11 protein-coding genes and 4 pseudogenes are annotated in these 12,755 nt (G+C 73.7%); 3 read left to right on the top strand and 12 right to left on the bottom strand.

Going from position 1 to position 12,755, the window contains the following annotated elements:
- Nucleotides 1–29: 29 nt before the first annotated feature.
- Nucleotides 30–689 carry a GTP cyclohydrolase II gene (gene ribA / locus ACIOC0_RS37015; RefSeq protein ID WP_402160836.1) on the bottom strand — a complete coding sequence of 220 codons (660 nt, stop codon included), beginning with the start codon at nt 687–689 and terminating at the stop codon, nt 30–32.
- Nucleotides 690–727: 38 nt separating this feature from the next.
- On the opposite strand from ribA, the pseudogene ACIOC0_RS37010 reads away from it, so the two are divergent.
- Nucleotides 728–1,393: pseudogene (locus tag ACIOC0_RS37010) on the top strand (creatininase family protein); the annotation flags it as partial.
- Here ACIOC0_RS37010 and ACIOC0_RS37005 read toward each other — a convergent pair.
- The 5 genes from ACIOC0_RS37005 to ACIOC0_RS36985 form a co-directional block, all read right to left on the bottom strand.
- Nucleotides 1,360–2,685 (bottom strand): lysylphosphatidylglycerol synthase transmembrane domain-containing protein, encoded by a 1,326-nt coding sequence (locus tag ACIOC0_RS37005; protein WP_402160833.1) that lies wholly within the window; start codon nt 2,683–2,685, stop codon nt 1,360–1,362. The pseudogene ACIOC0_RS37010 and the gene ACIOC0_RS37005 sit on opposite strands and share 34 nt — an antisense overlap.
- Nucleotides 2,685–3,761, bottom strand: a complete 1,077-nt coding sequence (locus ACIOC0_RS37000; RefSeq protein ID WP_402160831.1) for a trans-aconitate methyltransferase — start codon at nt 3,759–3,761, stop codon at nt 2,685–2,687. Before ACIOC0_RS37000 ends, ACIOC0_RS37005 begins: the two co-directional genes overlap by 1 nt.
- The gene (locus ACIOC0_RS36995) at nt 3,758–5,011 is read right to left on the bottom strand and encodes a glycosyltransferase family 4 protein (protein ID WP_402160828.1); all 1,254 of its coding nucleotides are present in this window, start codon (nt 5,009–5,011) and stop codon (nt 3,758–3,760) included. Before ACIOC0_RS36995 ends, ACIOC0_RS37000 begins: the two co-directional genes overlap by 4 nt.
- Complete coding sequence (locus tag ACIOC0_RS36990; RefSeq protein WP_130437707.1) at nt 5,008–5,406, bottom strand: 6-carboxytetrahydropterin synthase; 399 nt, start codon at nt 5,404–5,406, stop codon at nt 5,008–5,010. Before ACIOC0_RS36990 ends, ACIOC0_RS36995 begins: the two co-directional genes overlap by 4 nt.
- 116 nt (nt 5,407–5,522) lie before the next feature.
- Nucleotides 5,523–6,527, bottom strand: coding sequence for a zinc-binding alcohol dehydrogenase (locus ACIOC0_RS36985; RefSeq protein WP_402160825.1), 1,005 nt, complete (start codon nt 6,525–6,527; stop codon nt 5,523–5,525).
- Nucleotides 6,528–6,635: 108 nt separating this feature from the next.
- On the opposite strand from ACIOC0_RS36985, the gene ACIOC0_RS36980 reads away from it, so the two are divergent.
- Complete coding sequence (locus tag ACIOC0_RS36980) at nt 6,636–7,397, top strand: CDP-alcohol phosphatidyltransferase family protein (RefSeq protein ID WP_402160823.1); 762 nt, start codon at nt 6,636–6,638, stop codon at nt 7,395–7,397.
- A 148-nt stretch (nt 7,398–7,545) separates the two neighbouring features.
- Here the strand turns inward: ACIOC0_RS36980 and ACIOC0_RS36975 are convergent, their stop codons facing one another.
- Nucleotides 7,546–8,124: a TetR/AcrR family transcriptional regulator gene (locus ACIOC0_RS36975; RefSeq protein WP_402160820.1), complete on the bottom strand. Its 579-nt coding sequence runs from the start codon at nt 8,122–8,124 to the stop codon at nt 7,546–7,548.
- A 71-nt stretch (nt 8,125–8,195) separates the two neighbouring features.
- On the opposite strand from ACIOC0_RS36975, the gene ACIOC0_RS36970 reads away from it, so the two are divergent.
- Nucleotides 8,196–8,789, top strand: a complete 594-nt coding sequence (locus ACIOC0_RS36970) for a dihydrofolate reductase family protein (RefSeq protein ID WP_402160817.1) — start codon at nt 8,196–8,198, stop codon at nt 8,787–8,789.
- A gap of 34 nt (nt 8,790–8,823) precedes the next feature.
- Here ACIOC0_RS36970 and ACIOC0_RS36965 read toward each other — a convergent pair.
- From ACIOC0_RS36965 to fusA, 5 genes and pseudogenes are all read right to left on the bottom strand, one after another.
- A pseudogene (locus tag ACIOC0_RS36965) lies at nt 8,824–9,303 on the bottom strand (ABC transporter permease subunit); the annotation flags it as partial.
- A pseudogene (locus tag ACIOC0_RS36960) lies at nt 9,276–9,512 on the bottom strand (ABC transporter substrate-binding protein); the annotation flags it as partial. The pseudogenes ACIOC0_RS36965 and ACIOC0_RS36960, both read right to left, overlap by 28 nt.
- Before the next feature lie 32 nt (nt 9,513–9,544).
- Nucleotides 9,545–10,120 (bottom strand): GNAT family N-acetyltransferase, encoded by a 576-nt coding sequence (locus tag ACIOC0_RS36955; protein WP_402160815.1) that lies wholly within the window; start codon nt 10,118–10,120, stop codon nt 9,545–9,547.
- Nucleotides 10,121–10,153: 33 nt separating this feature from the next.
- Nucleotides 10,154–10,405 (bottom strand): annotated as a pseudogene (locus tag ACIOC0_RS36950) (hypothetical protein); the annotation flags it as partial.
- A gap of 222 nt (nt 10,406–10,627) precedes the next feature.
- Nucleotides 10,628–12,673, bottom strand: coding sequence for an elongation factor G (fusA, locus tag ACIOC0_RS36945; RefSeq protein ID WP_402160812.1), 2,046 nt, complete (start codon nt 12,671–12,673; stop codon nt 10,628–10,630).
- Nucleotides 12,674–12,755: the final 82 nt, after the last annotated feature.

Below are 12,755 nucleotides of genomic sequence, written 5' to 3'. Positions count from 1 at the left end.
GGACGACGCTCGTGCGACCGGGAGCGGGGTCAGGACCAGTGGGCCACCGCGTCCAGGTGCGGCAGGTGGTGGTCCAGCCGCTCACGCTTGGTGCGCAGGTAGGTGATGTTGTTCTCGCACGGCGGGATCAGCAGCGGCACCTCTTCGGCGACCTGGATGCCGTTGTCCACCAGCGCCTCGCGCTTGCGCGGGTTGTTCGACATCAGGCGGACCGAGCGCACGCCCAGGTCCTTGAGCATCTCGGCGGCCACGCGATAGTCGCGGGCGTCCACCGGCAGGCCGAGGGCGAGGTTCGCCTCGACGGTGTCCAGGCCCTCCGCCTGCAGCGCCATGGCCCGCAGCTTGGCGAGCAGACCGATGCCGCGGCCCTCGTGACCGCGCAGGTAGACGACGATGCCGCGGCCCTCGGCGACGACGGCGCGCATCGCGGCGTCGAGCTGGTCGCCGCACTCGCAGTGCTGGGAACCGAAGGCGTCACCGGTCAGGCACTCCGAGTGCAGCCGGATCAGCACGTCCTCCGAGCCGATCTCGCCGTGGACGAGGGCCACTTGCTCGTCACCGCGGTCGTGGTCGAGATATCCGACCGCCTGGAACTTCCCGTAGACGGTGGGCAGGGGCGCATTCACCACGCGTTCCACACCGGTGCGCTGCGAGGTCTTCTTGCCGAGCACGCCAATTTTTTCTGTCATGATCTGGTTCCTAAGCAGAGACGAAAGGCCGGGAAAAGATGAGTGGTTCGGACAAACGGTCGGCGGCGCACGGACTGTTGCCGGCGGACACCACGGAAGACGTACGAGGGCGGCTGTCGGGCGTCCCGGTCAAGGTGGCGGTCCTTCCGGTCGGAAGCTTCGAACAACACGGTCCGTACCTGCCGTTGGCCACCGACACGCTGGTCGCGTGCGCCATAGCCGCGGAGGTCGCCGCAGCGTACCCGGTGCAGCTCCTCCCTCCGGTGACCATCGCCTGCTCGCACGAGCACGCTGCCTGGCCGGGAACCGTCAGCATCTCCTCGGTGACCCTTCACGCGGTGGTACGGGACATCGCGGCGTCGCTGCGCCGCTCGGGCGTCGAAGCCCTGGTCGTGGTCAACGGACACGGGGGGAACTACGTCCTGGGCAACGTCGTCCAGGAGGCTTCCGCCCGCGGTGAGCGGATGGCGCTCTTCCCCGCCCCGGAGGACTGGGAGGAGGCGCTGGAGCGGTCCGGGGTGTCGACCTCTCTCCTCACCGACATGCACGCCGGGGAGATCGAGACCTCGATCCTGCTGCACACCCACCCCGAAGTCGTCCGGCCCGGTCACGAGTCGGCCGATTTCACGGCGGACGACCGTCGCCATCTGCTCACGCTGGGAATGTCCGCCTATACCGATTCGGGCGTCATCGGCCGTCCTTCCCTGGGGTCGGCGGAAAAGGGCAAGGAACTGCTGGCGAGCCTGACGGATTCCTTCGCCGCGTATTTCTCGCTGCTGACGGACCCGTCCGCGGATTCCGCGCGGACGCCTTCCTGGAGTTCGGCGGAAACGCCCGCGGAGGACGATCGCTGACCGCCCGCCCGGTGCGCGGCCGCCGGCGCCGGGTCCGCGGTCCCGGTCGTCGCAGCGGTGGTCGCGGGCGCCTCCCGGCGGGCGCGCAGGGCGCTGTACCAGCGGACCAGCAGGACCACCGCGCCCGGCAGGGCCGCCGCGAAGGTGAGCACGCCGTAGACGACGGCCACGGAGAGGCCGGTGCCCGCGCCGAGGCCGGCCGCGCCGAACGCCCAGGCGGTGACGCCCTCCCGGGGCCCCCAGCCGCCTACGTTCAGTGGCAGCCCCATCGCCAGCAGGGCGAGGACGGCCAGCGGCAGCAGCGCCAGGACGGAGGCGCCGGACCCGGCGACCCGGGCGGCCACGACGAACGTGGCGATGTGCCCGGCGAGGACGACCAGCGACGACAGGGCGACGCCGGGCCCGTTGCGCCGGGACAGCAGCCCCTCGCGCGCCTCGGCCAGCGCCGCCCGGATCCGGCCGCCCCTGCGCCGCGCCGGGGAGTTCATGCGCACGGCGAGGAGGACGGCGAGCGCGCCCACGGCGCCGAGGGCGACGAGCGGGACGACGTGCCGTACGTCCGCGCGCACCGGCGACGGCAGCGTCAGCAGCACCCCGGCCCCGGCGACGACCAGCGCGAGCTGTCCCGCCGTGCGCTCCAGGACGACGGCCCGCACGCCGCGTCCGACGTCGCCGGCGCTCTGCCCGTGCCGCACGGCGCGGTGCACGTCGCCGAGGATGCCGCCGGGCAGGGCGGCGTTGAGGAAGAGGGAGCGGTAGTAGTCGGCGACCGCCGGGCCGAGCGGCAGCCGGATCCGCAGGCCGCGCGCCACCAGCGCCCAACGCCAGGCGCTGAACACCGTGGTGACCACGCCGATGCCGACCGCCGCCAGCAGTGTGGGCGCGTCGATCCGCCGCAGCCCGTCCAGGAATACGCCGGTCCCCATCCGCCACAGCAGGACGGCGAGGATGACGACTCCGGCGAGCGTGCCGATGTGGGTGCGGAGAGCGGGGGACTTGAGACGGGCGAGGAAGGACCGCGCCGGCCCGTCCGCCGTCACCGCGGCGGAGGCTCCGGACAGCCGCACGACCGCAGTCGTGTCCTCGCGCCGGCTCGTGCGCGCGGTCGGGGGCACCTGCGCGTCCGCCGTCTCCGCACCCATCAGGCGCCGCCCGTCGGCCGGGCGAGGGCCAGCAGGTCGCTGTGGTGGACGTCGACCCGCAGCTCGCCGGCCGAGCAGGCGGCCAGCCGGCGGGTCAGGTACTCGTCGGCGCGGGCGGCCAGTTCGGGGCGCTGCTCGACGGCGGCGCCGACCCAGCCGCGCAGCCACTGCGCGGTGAGGGCCGCCTGCTCCGGGCCGAGCCGCCAGGCGCTGGGGTTGACCTTCACCGTCGCGCCGCGGTCGGCGAACGCCTCGCAGGCCGCGGTCACCGCGTCGGGGCCCAGGAGGCCGCCGCGCCGCTGGTGGTCGTTGAACGCGGAGGCGATCTCGTCGTCCATCGGGTCGGCCTCGCCGAAGTCGACGCGCCCGGCGACCGACAGGGTGAGCAGCGCCGGGCAGCCCGCTCCGGTGCAGGCGGCGGCGAGAGCGTCGATCTCCTCGGGGGTGAGGACGTCGAGCAGCGCCGACGCGGTGACCAGCGAGGCGCCGACCAGGGCGTCCGGGGTGAGCCGGGCGACGTCTCCGCGCCGCGTCTCGACGGTGACCCGGCTGCCGTCGGCGGCGGCGCGCGGGGAGGCGACGGCCGCGAAGTGCAGGAGGTAGGGGTCGCGGTCGTGCAGGATCCAGTGCTGGGGGCCGTCGAGGCGGGGGGCCAGCCAGCGGCCCATCGAGCCGGTGCCGCAGCCCAGGTCGTGCACGACCAGCCCGCCGGGGCGGCCCGGCAGGTTGGCCAACCGGATCCGCAGCGGGTCGAGCAGGTCCAGCGCGCGGGCGGCCGCGTCGGCGGGCTCGCGCAGCTGCAGCCACTCGGGGGCGTAGCGGGGCGGCTCCTCCGGTCCGGCGTCGTCGCGCAGCCGCACGGTGGGCCGCTCGCCGGGGCGGGTCACGGGGCCGGCGCCGGCGATGACGGCGGAGTCGTCGCCCGCCGGGAGGTCCCGGTTGTCGACGCTGGTGCTGATGTCGGTGTCCAAGGACGCCTCCCGAGGCCCCGGCTGGGCCGGAACGGCCGATATGGCGGATGTGGCGGGCGTGGCCGCGGCGGGCCGCTCCGCGGGGGTCACCGTCGTCTTGCTCATGCGGCCCTCCGGGGTTCGCTGGGAAGCCGGCCGAGGACGCCGGCCAGGCTCTGGGCGGTGGAAGCCCAGCCGTTCAGGGCGGCGCGGCGGCCGCGGGCGGCGGCCTTGAGCCGGCGGCGCACGTCGGCCTCGCCGAACCAGCCGCGCAGTTCGGCGGCGAGGGCGGCCGGGTCCTCCGGCGGGACGAGGATGCCGGGGACGCCGCCGTCGGGGGCGCGGCCGACGGCCTCGGGCAGTCCGCCGACGTCCGTGGCGAGGACGGGGATGCCGCGCGCGAGGGCCTCCGTGACCGCCATGCCGTAGGTCTCGGCGTAGGAGGTGAGGACCATCAGGTCGGCGCGGGCGTAGGCGGCGTCGAGCTCGGCGCCGGCCTTCGGGCCCGCTAGCTCCAGGCGGTCCTCGAGCCCGTACTTGGCGATGAGGCGGCGCAGGTGGTCGACGTACTCCGGGTCCTGGCCGAGGCCGCCCACGCAGGAGCAGGTCCACGGCAGGTCGGTGACCGCGGCGAGCGCCTCGATCAGCCGGTGCTGGCCCTTGCGCGGGGTCACGGCGGCCACGCACAGCAGGCGGGAGACGCCGTCGGTGCCTGAGGCGAGCGGCGCGATGTCGGCGCCGGGGGCGGCGACGTGCACCTTCTCGGGGGCCAGGCCGTGATGGGAGACGAGGCGGCGGACGGCCCACTCGCTGGTGGCGACCACCGCGGGGACGGCGCGCAGCACCTCGCGCTCCTTGGCGTCGAGCTGGGCCGCCACCTCGGGGGCGATGCCCCGCTCGTCGCCGAGCGGGAGGTGCACGAGGATGACGAGCCGCAGCCGCTCCGCCTCCGGGACGACGATCTCGGGGACGCCGCAGGCGACCAGTCCGTCCATGAGGACGATGGTCCCGTCGGGCAGCTCGCGCAGGGTGCGGGCCAGTTCATGGCCGGCGGCGGCGCCGGGGCGGGGCCACTCGCCGGACACGAGGTGCTTGTGGACCTGCCAGCCGAAGCCGGGGAGGTCGAGGCAGAGCCGCCGGTCGTAGGCGTTTCCGCCGCTGGGGTTCGCCGGGTCGTCGACGCCGCCCGGCATGACGAAGTGCACGGTGCGCAGGGACATGGGGATGATCCCGCCGGTCTTGGGAGCGTCCGTTTTCGTGGGCCCGGTCTGCGCCGGCACCGTCTGCGCCGGCACGCTCTGCGCGGGCGGCGACTGCACGGGCACGTAGGCGAGGGGGGCCTGGGGGACGGCCTTCTCCAGGGTCACGTCGGTCACAGCGCACGCTCGTAACTCGCCCAGGCGATGTGCGACTCGTGCAGGGTGACGGAGATGCCGGCGACACCGCGGGCGCCCTCGCCGAGCGCGCCCTTGTGGATCCGCTCGGCGAGCCGGTCGGCGATCACCTTGGCGAGGAACTCGGTGGAGGTGTTGACTCCGGCGAAGTCGGGCTCGTTGTCCAGGTTGCGGTAGTTGAGCTCGCTGACCACGGCTCCGAGCTCCTGGGTCGCCAGGCCGATGTCGACGACGATGTTGTCGTCGTCCAGCTGCTCGCGGCGGAACGTGGCGTCCACAAGGAACGTCGCCCCGTGGAGGCGCTGCGCGGGTCCGAAGACCTCGCCGCGGAAGCTGTGGGCGATCATGATGTGATCGCGGACGGTGACACTGAACAACGGACGACCCTCCAGGTGCGGCGCGTCTGGTCCTCCGGCCGTCGGGCGCCGGGGGATGCCGAGTAGTACGGCTCTTCGCTTCCCCGTGTTCAGCCGTCTCTCACTCTTTTCTCAGGTCAGGCGCTTTCGTCGTGGTCGCGGCCGGGATCGGCCTCGTACCTGACACGGTGGCACAGCGCGGGGATCTCCCCTGCGGCGAGCCTCGGCATGACCGCCGGCAACTCCTCGAAACCGCTTTCTCCGGTGACGAGGGCGTCCAGCGCGGGGTCGGCCAGCAGATCGAGGGCGAGGGCGAGCCGGTCGGCGTAGGTACGGCCGGCGCGGCGCGGGGAGACGGTGCCGACCTGGCTGCTGCGGATGACGAGCCTGCGGGAGTGGAAGGCCTCGCCGAGCGGGAGGGTGACCTGCCGGTCGCCGTACCAGCTCAGTTCGACGACCGTGCCCTCGGGGCTGAGCAGCTCCAGGCAGCGGGCGAGGCCCTGTTCGGTGGCGCTGGCGTGCACGACGAGGTCGCAGCCGTCGAGGGCGTCCTCGGGGCGCGCGAAGCCGACGCCGAGCGCCTCGGCGACAGCGGCGCGGGCCGGGTCGGCGTCCACCAGCTGGACGCGGACGCCGGGGAAGCGGGCGAGCAGCGCGGCCACCGAGCAGCCGACCATGCCGCCGCCGACGACCGCGATCCGGTCCCCGACGAGCGGCGCGGCGTCCCACAGGGCGTTGACGGCCGTCTCCACGGTGCCGGCGAGGACGGCCCGTGCGGCGGGCACGGAGTCCGGGACGACCGTGACCGCGCTCGCCGGGACGACGAAGCGGGTCTGGTGCGGGTAGAGGGAGAAGACGGTACGGCCCTTCAGCTCGGCCGGGCCCTCCTCGACCACGCCCACGTTGAGGTAGCCGTACTTCACCGGCGCCGGGAAGTCGCCTTCCTGGAACGGCGCCCGCATCGCGGTGTGCTGGCTCTCGGGCACGCCGCCGCGGAAGACGAGGGTCTCCGTGCCACGGCTGACACCCGAGTACAGGGACCGTACGACGACCTCGTCGTGCGCCGGGTCCGGCAGGGTGAGGTCACGGATCTCGCCATGACCGGGCGAACCGATCCAGAACGCACGTGCGGTGCGGTTCATCGGCGTCCTCCTGAACGATCGGGAACTTGTTCACGTACCGAGGTGTGGCACAGGTCGCGCACAGTACGCGGCCTTGATCGACTCTGTCACCTGGCCGGAGGATGTGCGGTGGCCCTGAACAACACTTACGACGCGAGGCTGGTCCAGCAGGAGACCGCCGTGGGAGCGGGCGTGCAGGTCCTGTTGCTGGCCTTCCTCGGCACGGCGATCGGCATGGGGCCGGCGGGCTGGGTGACCGGGCTCGTCTTCGCCGTCGCCACCTGGGCGGTGCTCTCCCGGGCGCTGCACCGTTCGCAGTTGCGCTCCTTCGGCCCGGCCAACCGGGTCACCCTCGGCCGCGCCACCCTGGTGGGCGGAGTCACCGCGCTGGTCGCGGACTCCTTCGTCAGCGCGCCGCCGGTCTCGCTGCTGGTCGGGCTGACCGCGGTGGCCCTGGTCCTGGACGGCGTGGACGGCAAGGTCGCCCGCCGCACCGGGACGTCGACGGCGCTGGGAGCGCGGTTCGACATGGAGGTCGACGCGTTCCTGATCCTGGTGCTCAGCGTGTACGTGTCGATGGAGCTCGGCCCGTGGGTGCTGCTGATGGGCGGCATGCGCTACGCATTCGTCGCCGCGGCCCGCGTCGCCCCGTGGCTGAACGCTCCGCTCCCGCCGAGCATGGCCCGCAAGACGGTCGCCGCGATGCAGGGTGTCTGCCTGCTGGTCGCGGGCGCGGGCCTGCTCCCGTACGCCGCCAACTTCGGTGTCGCCCTGCTCGCGCTGACCCTGCTGGTGTGGTCCTTCGGCCGGGACGTCCTGTGGCTGTGGCGCACCTCCCGGGTGCTGCCCGCCGCCGCCGCGGAGCCCCGCCTGGAGCTCGCCACGCGCTGAACCCACAACCCCCGCCAGGGGGCCAGGACTTGACGGCGAAGGGCCCGAACCGGTCTCACGGTTCGGGCCCTTCGCCGTCGTCCGTGCCGCTCGTGCGCCCCGGCGTCGACGTCGGCGTCGGCGTCGGCGTCGGCGTCGGCGGGTGCGGCTACTCCGCCGCCACGATGCGTTCGACCGCCGCCGCCACCAACTCGTCCCGTTCGGCCTCGGTGAACACGTCCGGCAGGGTGAGCTGTTCGACGATCAGCCAGTTCAGCGTCAGAATCAGCAACTTGACGGCCATGGCGTCGCCGGGGAGGCCGGACGCCTCGTGGTAGGCGACGTTGGCGTCGACGTCGGCCCGCACCCGTTCGGTGAGGACCGTGCGCAGTTCGGGGCGTCGGGTGGCCTCCAGGCGCAGTTCGAGCAGCGCCAGGTATCCGGTGCGGAACGCGGCGACGCGGCCCACGAGTTCACGCATCAGCTCCACGTACGTCTCCCGGTCGCGGCCCGCCGTCCGCTGCCGGGCGATCGTGGCCTCGTCGGGCTGGAGCCGTTCGTAGACCCGGGCGCCGGCCTGGGTGAGCAGATCGTCGCGGCTCGCGAAGTAGTTGGACGCGGTGCCGACGGGCACGGCGGCCTCGGCGTCCACCGCCCGGAACGTCAGCCCTCGCGCGCCCTGCGCTGCCAGCACCTCGATCGCGGCGTCGACGAGCGCCGCCCGCCGTTCCTCGTTCCGCCTCACCATTGACACCACTCCACATGTAGTACTACGGTTACACCACTACAGAGAGAGTACTACGTATGGAGTTATCTCGGATGCGAAAGCTCGTGTACTACATCGCCGTCTCCCTCGACGGCCGGATCGCCGGCCCCGGCGGCGAGTTCGACTTCTACCCGGCCGGTGACGAGCGGCAGGCCGCCGCCTACGTCGCCTGGACCAACGCCCTGTACCCCGAGACGGTCCCGACCGCCTTCCGCGCCGCAGCCGGCCTCGCTGACGCGCCGAACCGGCACTTCGACACCGTCGTGATGGGCCTGGGCGGCTACCGTCCCGCCCTCGACGCGGGCATCACCAGCCCGTACGCCCACCTGCGGCAGTACGTCGTCTCCAGCACGCTCGACCCCGACGTCGACCCGGCCGTCACCGTCGTCCCCGGCGACCCGCTCGCCCTCGTCCGCGAACTCAAGCGGGAGGAGGGCACAGGGCTGGACGTGTGGCTCTGCGGCGGCGGCAAGCTCGCGGGCGCCGTCCTGCCCGAGATCGACGAACTGGTGGTCAAGAGCTACCCGGTGGTGGCCGGCGCCGGTATCCCGGCCTTCGACGGCGCCTTCGACCCCACGGTGTTCGACGTCGCCGAACGCACCGCGTTCCCCAGCGGGGTCACCCTCACCCATCTCACCCGCCGGTGAGCGAACCGGCGGGGCGGTGCGGGCGCGCGGGGCGTCATCGCGTCGCCGCCGACTCCGGTTCACTGGTGACGCGTTCCGCGACAGGTTCGGCGGTACGCCCCTGTCGTCGGCCTCGTCGCAGCCGGGGCAGTCGCACGCCGCCCGCCGCCGTCACGGCGAGCGCTCCGAGCAGGGCGAGGACGGCGGCCGGGGCCAGGACGGCCCAGGGGGCGCGTTCGGCGCAGGGCTGGTTCTCGGCGAGCGGCAACCCCCACTCGGCGGACGGGAGTAGGGCGCCGAGGCCCAGGAAGCCGAGGGAGTCCAGGGCGAGGGCGACGCCGGGCAGGCGCAGCAATGCGTGGCGGGCGACGGGCGGGAGGACGGCCGGCAGGAGTTCGCTGCGCAGCAGGTACCAGGGTCCGGCGCCGAGGGCCCGGGGCGCCGTGAGGTGGACGGTGGCGCGTTCCTGGCTCAGCAGCGCCGAGGTGTGCGCGGCGAGCGGGTCCCAGGCGACGACGGCGACGGCGAGGACGGGCGGCCGGTGGCGCCGTCGGCCTGGGCGGTGAGGGCGACGCCGGAGAGGGCGGCGGGGGCGGGCCGGGCCCGGGTGGCGTGGGTGAGGGAGGCGGCGACGGCGGCCGGGGTGAGTGCGGTGCCGTCCTGGAAGTCGGCCTCACGCAGGGTGAACAGCCAGGTGCGGTCGTTCTCCCGGCGCCAGGAGGAGGCGAGCGCGGGGGCGGCGGCGAGCCGCCGTCGGCGGGGGAAGCGCATCGGACTTACCGGCCTATGACGTGGTGGGGTGAGGGTGCGTCGGAGAGGTGGGCGTCGAGGGGGACGTCGAAGTGCACGACCGCGTGGGCGGCGGCGGGGTCCTCGCGCTCGTCGTGCACGACGGTCCCGATCGAGCGCCAGAAACCCTCGGCGCCTTCGACGGACGGGTCCGTGTGCAGGTAGACGGAGCGGTAGCCGCCGTCCGCCGCCGCGAAGGCGAGCAGGCCGGCGACCAGCCGCCGGGCGAGTCCGCGCCGGCGGTGTTCGCGGCGGACGTACACGCGACGCAACTGCGCGGTGGCGCCGGACGGGTAGCGCTCGGCGATGTGCCGGGGGTTCGGCGGATGCAGCGGACCGCGCGAGTCCAGCGCGCCCGTGGCGACGACCTCGCCGTCCGCGTCCAGCGCGACCAGCAGCGTGTGCCGGTCGGGGATCAGGTACGCGGCGGCGGGATCGATGATGTCGCCGTGCCAGCGCGGCACGTACCCGGTGCCGAAGTCGCGGTAGACGGTGTCGAGCATGAGGGCCCGGGCCCCGTCGAGGTCGCCGGGACGGGCGGTGCGAATGCAGTAGTCAGGCACTTGCACATCATAGGCAACAAATGGAACTCAGGGCTCCGCGAACTCGGCCCGGCTGTACCCCGCGTGCTCGCGGAGCGCCCGGCTGACGGCGCCCCAGGTGCACAGGCTGTCCGAGGGGTCGGGCTCACGGGCCGGCTCGCAGTCGCCGGAACCGTCCTCGCCCTCCTCGTCGTCCCCGTGGAGGAAGCCGCCCTCGTCCCCCTCGAAACCGTCGTCGACCGCGCCCCTTTCGGAGCCACCGGCGCCGGCCGCACCCTCCTCGACGCCTTCACCCTCGTCGTCCATGCTCATGCCGCTGAAGGTCATGTGCGGCCACCTCCCGTTCGCTTACGCGCTGTTCCTGGCCCCCACGCCTCGTCAACACCGAGAGTGGCGTCAAGATCCGCGTACCGTCTGCAGAAAGTGCCCGTACGCCGACTCAGCGTACGGAACCGTTCGCGGGCTCGCGGCCCCCGTCGCGAGAGCGGTGCCGAACCGTTCACGGCTCGGCACCGCCCCCGTCACCGGCTACGGCGTCGCCGCCACCGTCGGCGCCGGGGCGTAGCCGGTGGGGCGGGCCGTGAAGGTGCCGCGGCCCTGGGTGCGGCTGCGCAGGCGCGTCGCGTAGCCGAACAGTTCGGCCAGCGGCACGGTCGCGGTCACCACGGCCGCTCCCCCGCGCACCTGCGAGTCGGTGACCCGGCCGCGGCGGGCCGCGAGGTCGCCGAGGACCCCGCCGACCGCGTCCTCGGGCACGGTCACCGTGACCTCCACGACCGGCTCCAGCAACCGCATCACGCAACCGCGCAGGGCTTCCCGGAGGGCGAGCCGGCCCGCCGTGCGGAAGGCCATCTCCGAGGAGTCCTTCACATGGGTGGCGCCGTCGGTCAGGGTGACGCGCAGCCCGGTCACCGTGTGCCCGCCGAGGGGACCCTCGACGAGCGCGTCACGGCAACCGGCCTCGACCGCGCGGACGTACTCCTGCGGCACCCGCCCGCCGACGACGGCGGAGCGAAAGTCGAACCCGTCCTCCAGCGGCTCCACATCGAGCACGACATGGGCGAACTGGCCCGCGCCACCGTCCTGTTTGACGTGCCGGAAGACCAGGCCGGACACTCCGCGCGCCACCGTCTCGCGGTAAGTGACGCGTGGGCGGCCGACGTTGATCTCCAACCCGAGGGCGCGACGGATCTTCTCCACCGCGACCTCCAGGTGCAGTTCACCCATGCCGGACAGCACCGTCTGGCCGGTCTCGGCGTCGGTGCGGACCGTCAGCGACGGGTCCTCCTCGGCCAGCCGGGCGAGCGCCGTGACCAGCCGTTCGGTGTCCGTGCTCCGGCGCGGCTCGACCGCCACCGAGACCACAGGGTCGGCGACGCCGGGCGGCTCCAGGACGAGCGGGGCGTCCGGCGCGCACAAGGTGGAGCCGGCCCGCGCCGACTTCAGGCCCACCACGGCCACGATGTCCCCGGCGACCGCCCGCTCCAACTGGGCGTGCCGGTCGGCCTGGACGCGCAGGATGCGGCCGATGCGTTCGGTGCGCCCAGCGGTCGCGTCCCACACGGTGTCTCCTTTCTCGATCGTGCCGGAGTACACCCGCACATAGGTGAGCCTGCCGGTGCTCGTGGCGCTGACCTTGAACGCGAGGGCCGCGAACGGTGCCCCCGGGTCCGCGGGCCGCCGCTCGTCGGCCCCTTCGTGCGTACCGCGCACGGCCGGCACGTCCAGGGGTGAGGGCAGGTAGTCGACGACGGCGTCGAGCAGCGGTTCGACGCCCCGGTTGCGGTAGGCCGAGCCGCACAGCACGACCACGCCGTCACCGGTGCGCGTAAGGTCGCGCAGGGCCGAGGACAGCGTGCTCGCCGAGAGCGTCTCCCGGTCGCAGAACTCCTCCAGCGCGGCCGGATGCCGTTCCGCCACCGCCTCCTCCAGCAGCCGCCGCCGGCGCAGCGCCTCCTCCCGCAGCTCCTCGGGGACGGGCCCCTCGGTCATCGTTCCCGCGCCGTCCTCCCAGGTCAGCGCACGCATGCGGAGCAGGTCGACGACACCGGTGAAGGCGTCCTCCGCGCCGATCGGCAGCTGGACCACCAGCGGTACGGGGTGCAGGCGCTCGCGGATCGACGCCACGGCGGCGTCGAGGTCGGCGCCCGCGCGGTCCAGCTTGTTGACGAACGCGATCCTCGGCACGCCGTGCCGGTCGGCCTGCCGCCACACCGACTCGCTCTGCGGCTCCACGCCCGCGACGGCGTCGAACACCGCGACCGCCCCGTCGAGCACCCGCAGCGAACGCTCGACCTCGTCGGCGAAGTCGACGTGCCCCGGGGTGTCGATCAGGTTGACGCGTTGGTCCCGCCAGGCGCAGCTGACGGCCGCCGCGAAGATGGTGATGCCGCGGTCGCGTTCCTGGGGGTCGAAGTCGGTGACGGTGGTGCCGTCGTGGACCTCGCCGCGCTTGTGCGTGGTCCCGGTGGCGTACAGGATCCGCTCGGTGACGGTGGTCTTGCCGGCGTCGACGTGGGCGAGGATGCCCAGGTTGCGCACGGCGGCGAGGTGACGGTCGAGGTTGTTGCGCACGGCCCTTGGCCTTTCAAGGTGTTCCGGGAGAACGGGCAGCGCGATTCGCCTGTGGGACGTGATGCTGACGCACCGGCAGAAG

The sequence above is a fragment of the Streptomyces sp. NPDC088254 genome, assembly GCF_044740925.1.
Lineage (GTDB): Bacteria > Actinomycetota > Actinomycetes > Streptomycetales > Streptomycetaceae > Streptomyces.
Note: the sequence above shows the minus strand (reverse complement) of the source record. Positions and strands in the feature narration are given on the sequence as shown.

Excerpts from the sequence above, each read along its gene's own strand:
- ACIOC0_RS36985 (WP_402160825.1), bottom strand. The coding sequence starts at position 6,527 with ATGAACCGCACCGCACGTGCGTTCTGGATCGGTTCGCCCGGTCATGGC.
- ACIOC0_RS37005 (WP_402160833.1), bottom strand. The coding sequence starts at position 2,685 with ATGGGTGCGGAGACGGCGGACGCGCAGGTGCCCCCGACCGCGCGCACG.
- ACIOC0_RS37000 (WP_402160831.1), bottom strand. The coding sequence starts at position 3,761 with ATGAGCAAGACGACGGTGACCCCCGCGGAGCGGCCCGCCGCGGCCACG.
- ACIOC0_RS36975 (WP_402160820.1), bottom strand. The coding sequence starts at position 8,124 with ATGGTGAGGCGGAACGAGGAACGGCGGGCGGCGCTCGTCGACGCCGCG.
- ribA (WP_402160836.1), bottom strand. The coding sequence starts at position 689 with ATGACAGAAAAAATTGGCGTGCTCGGCAAGAAGACCTCGCAGCGCACC.
- ACIOC0_RS36970 (WP_402160817.1), top strand. The coding sequence starts at position 8,196 with ATGCGAAAGCTCGTGTACTACATCGCCGTCTCCCTCGACGGCCGGATC.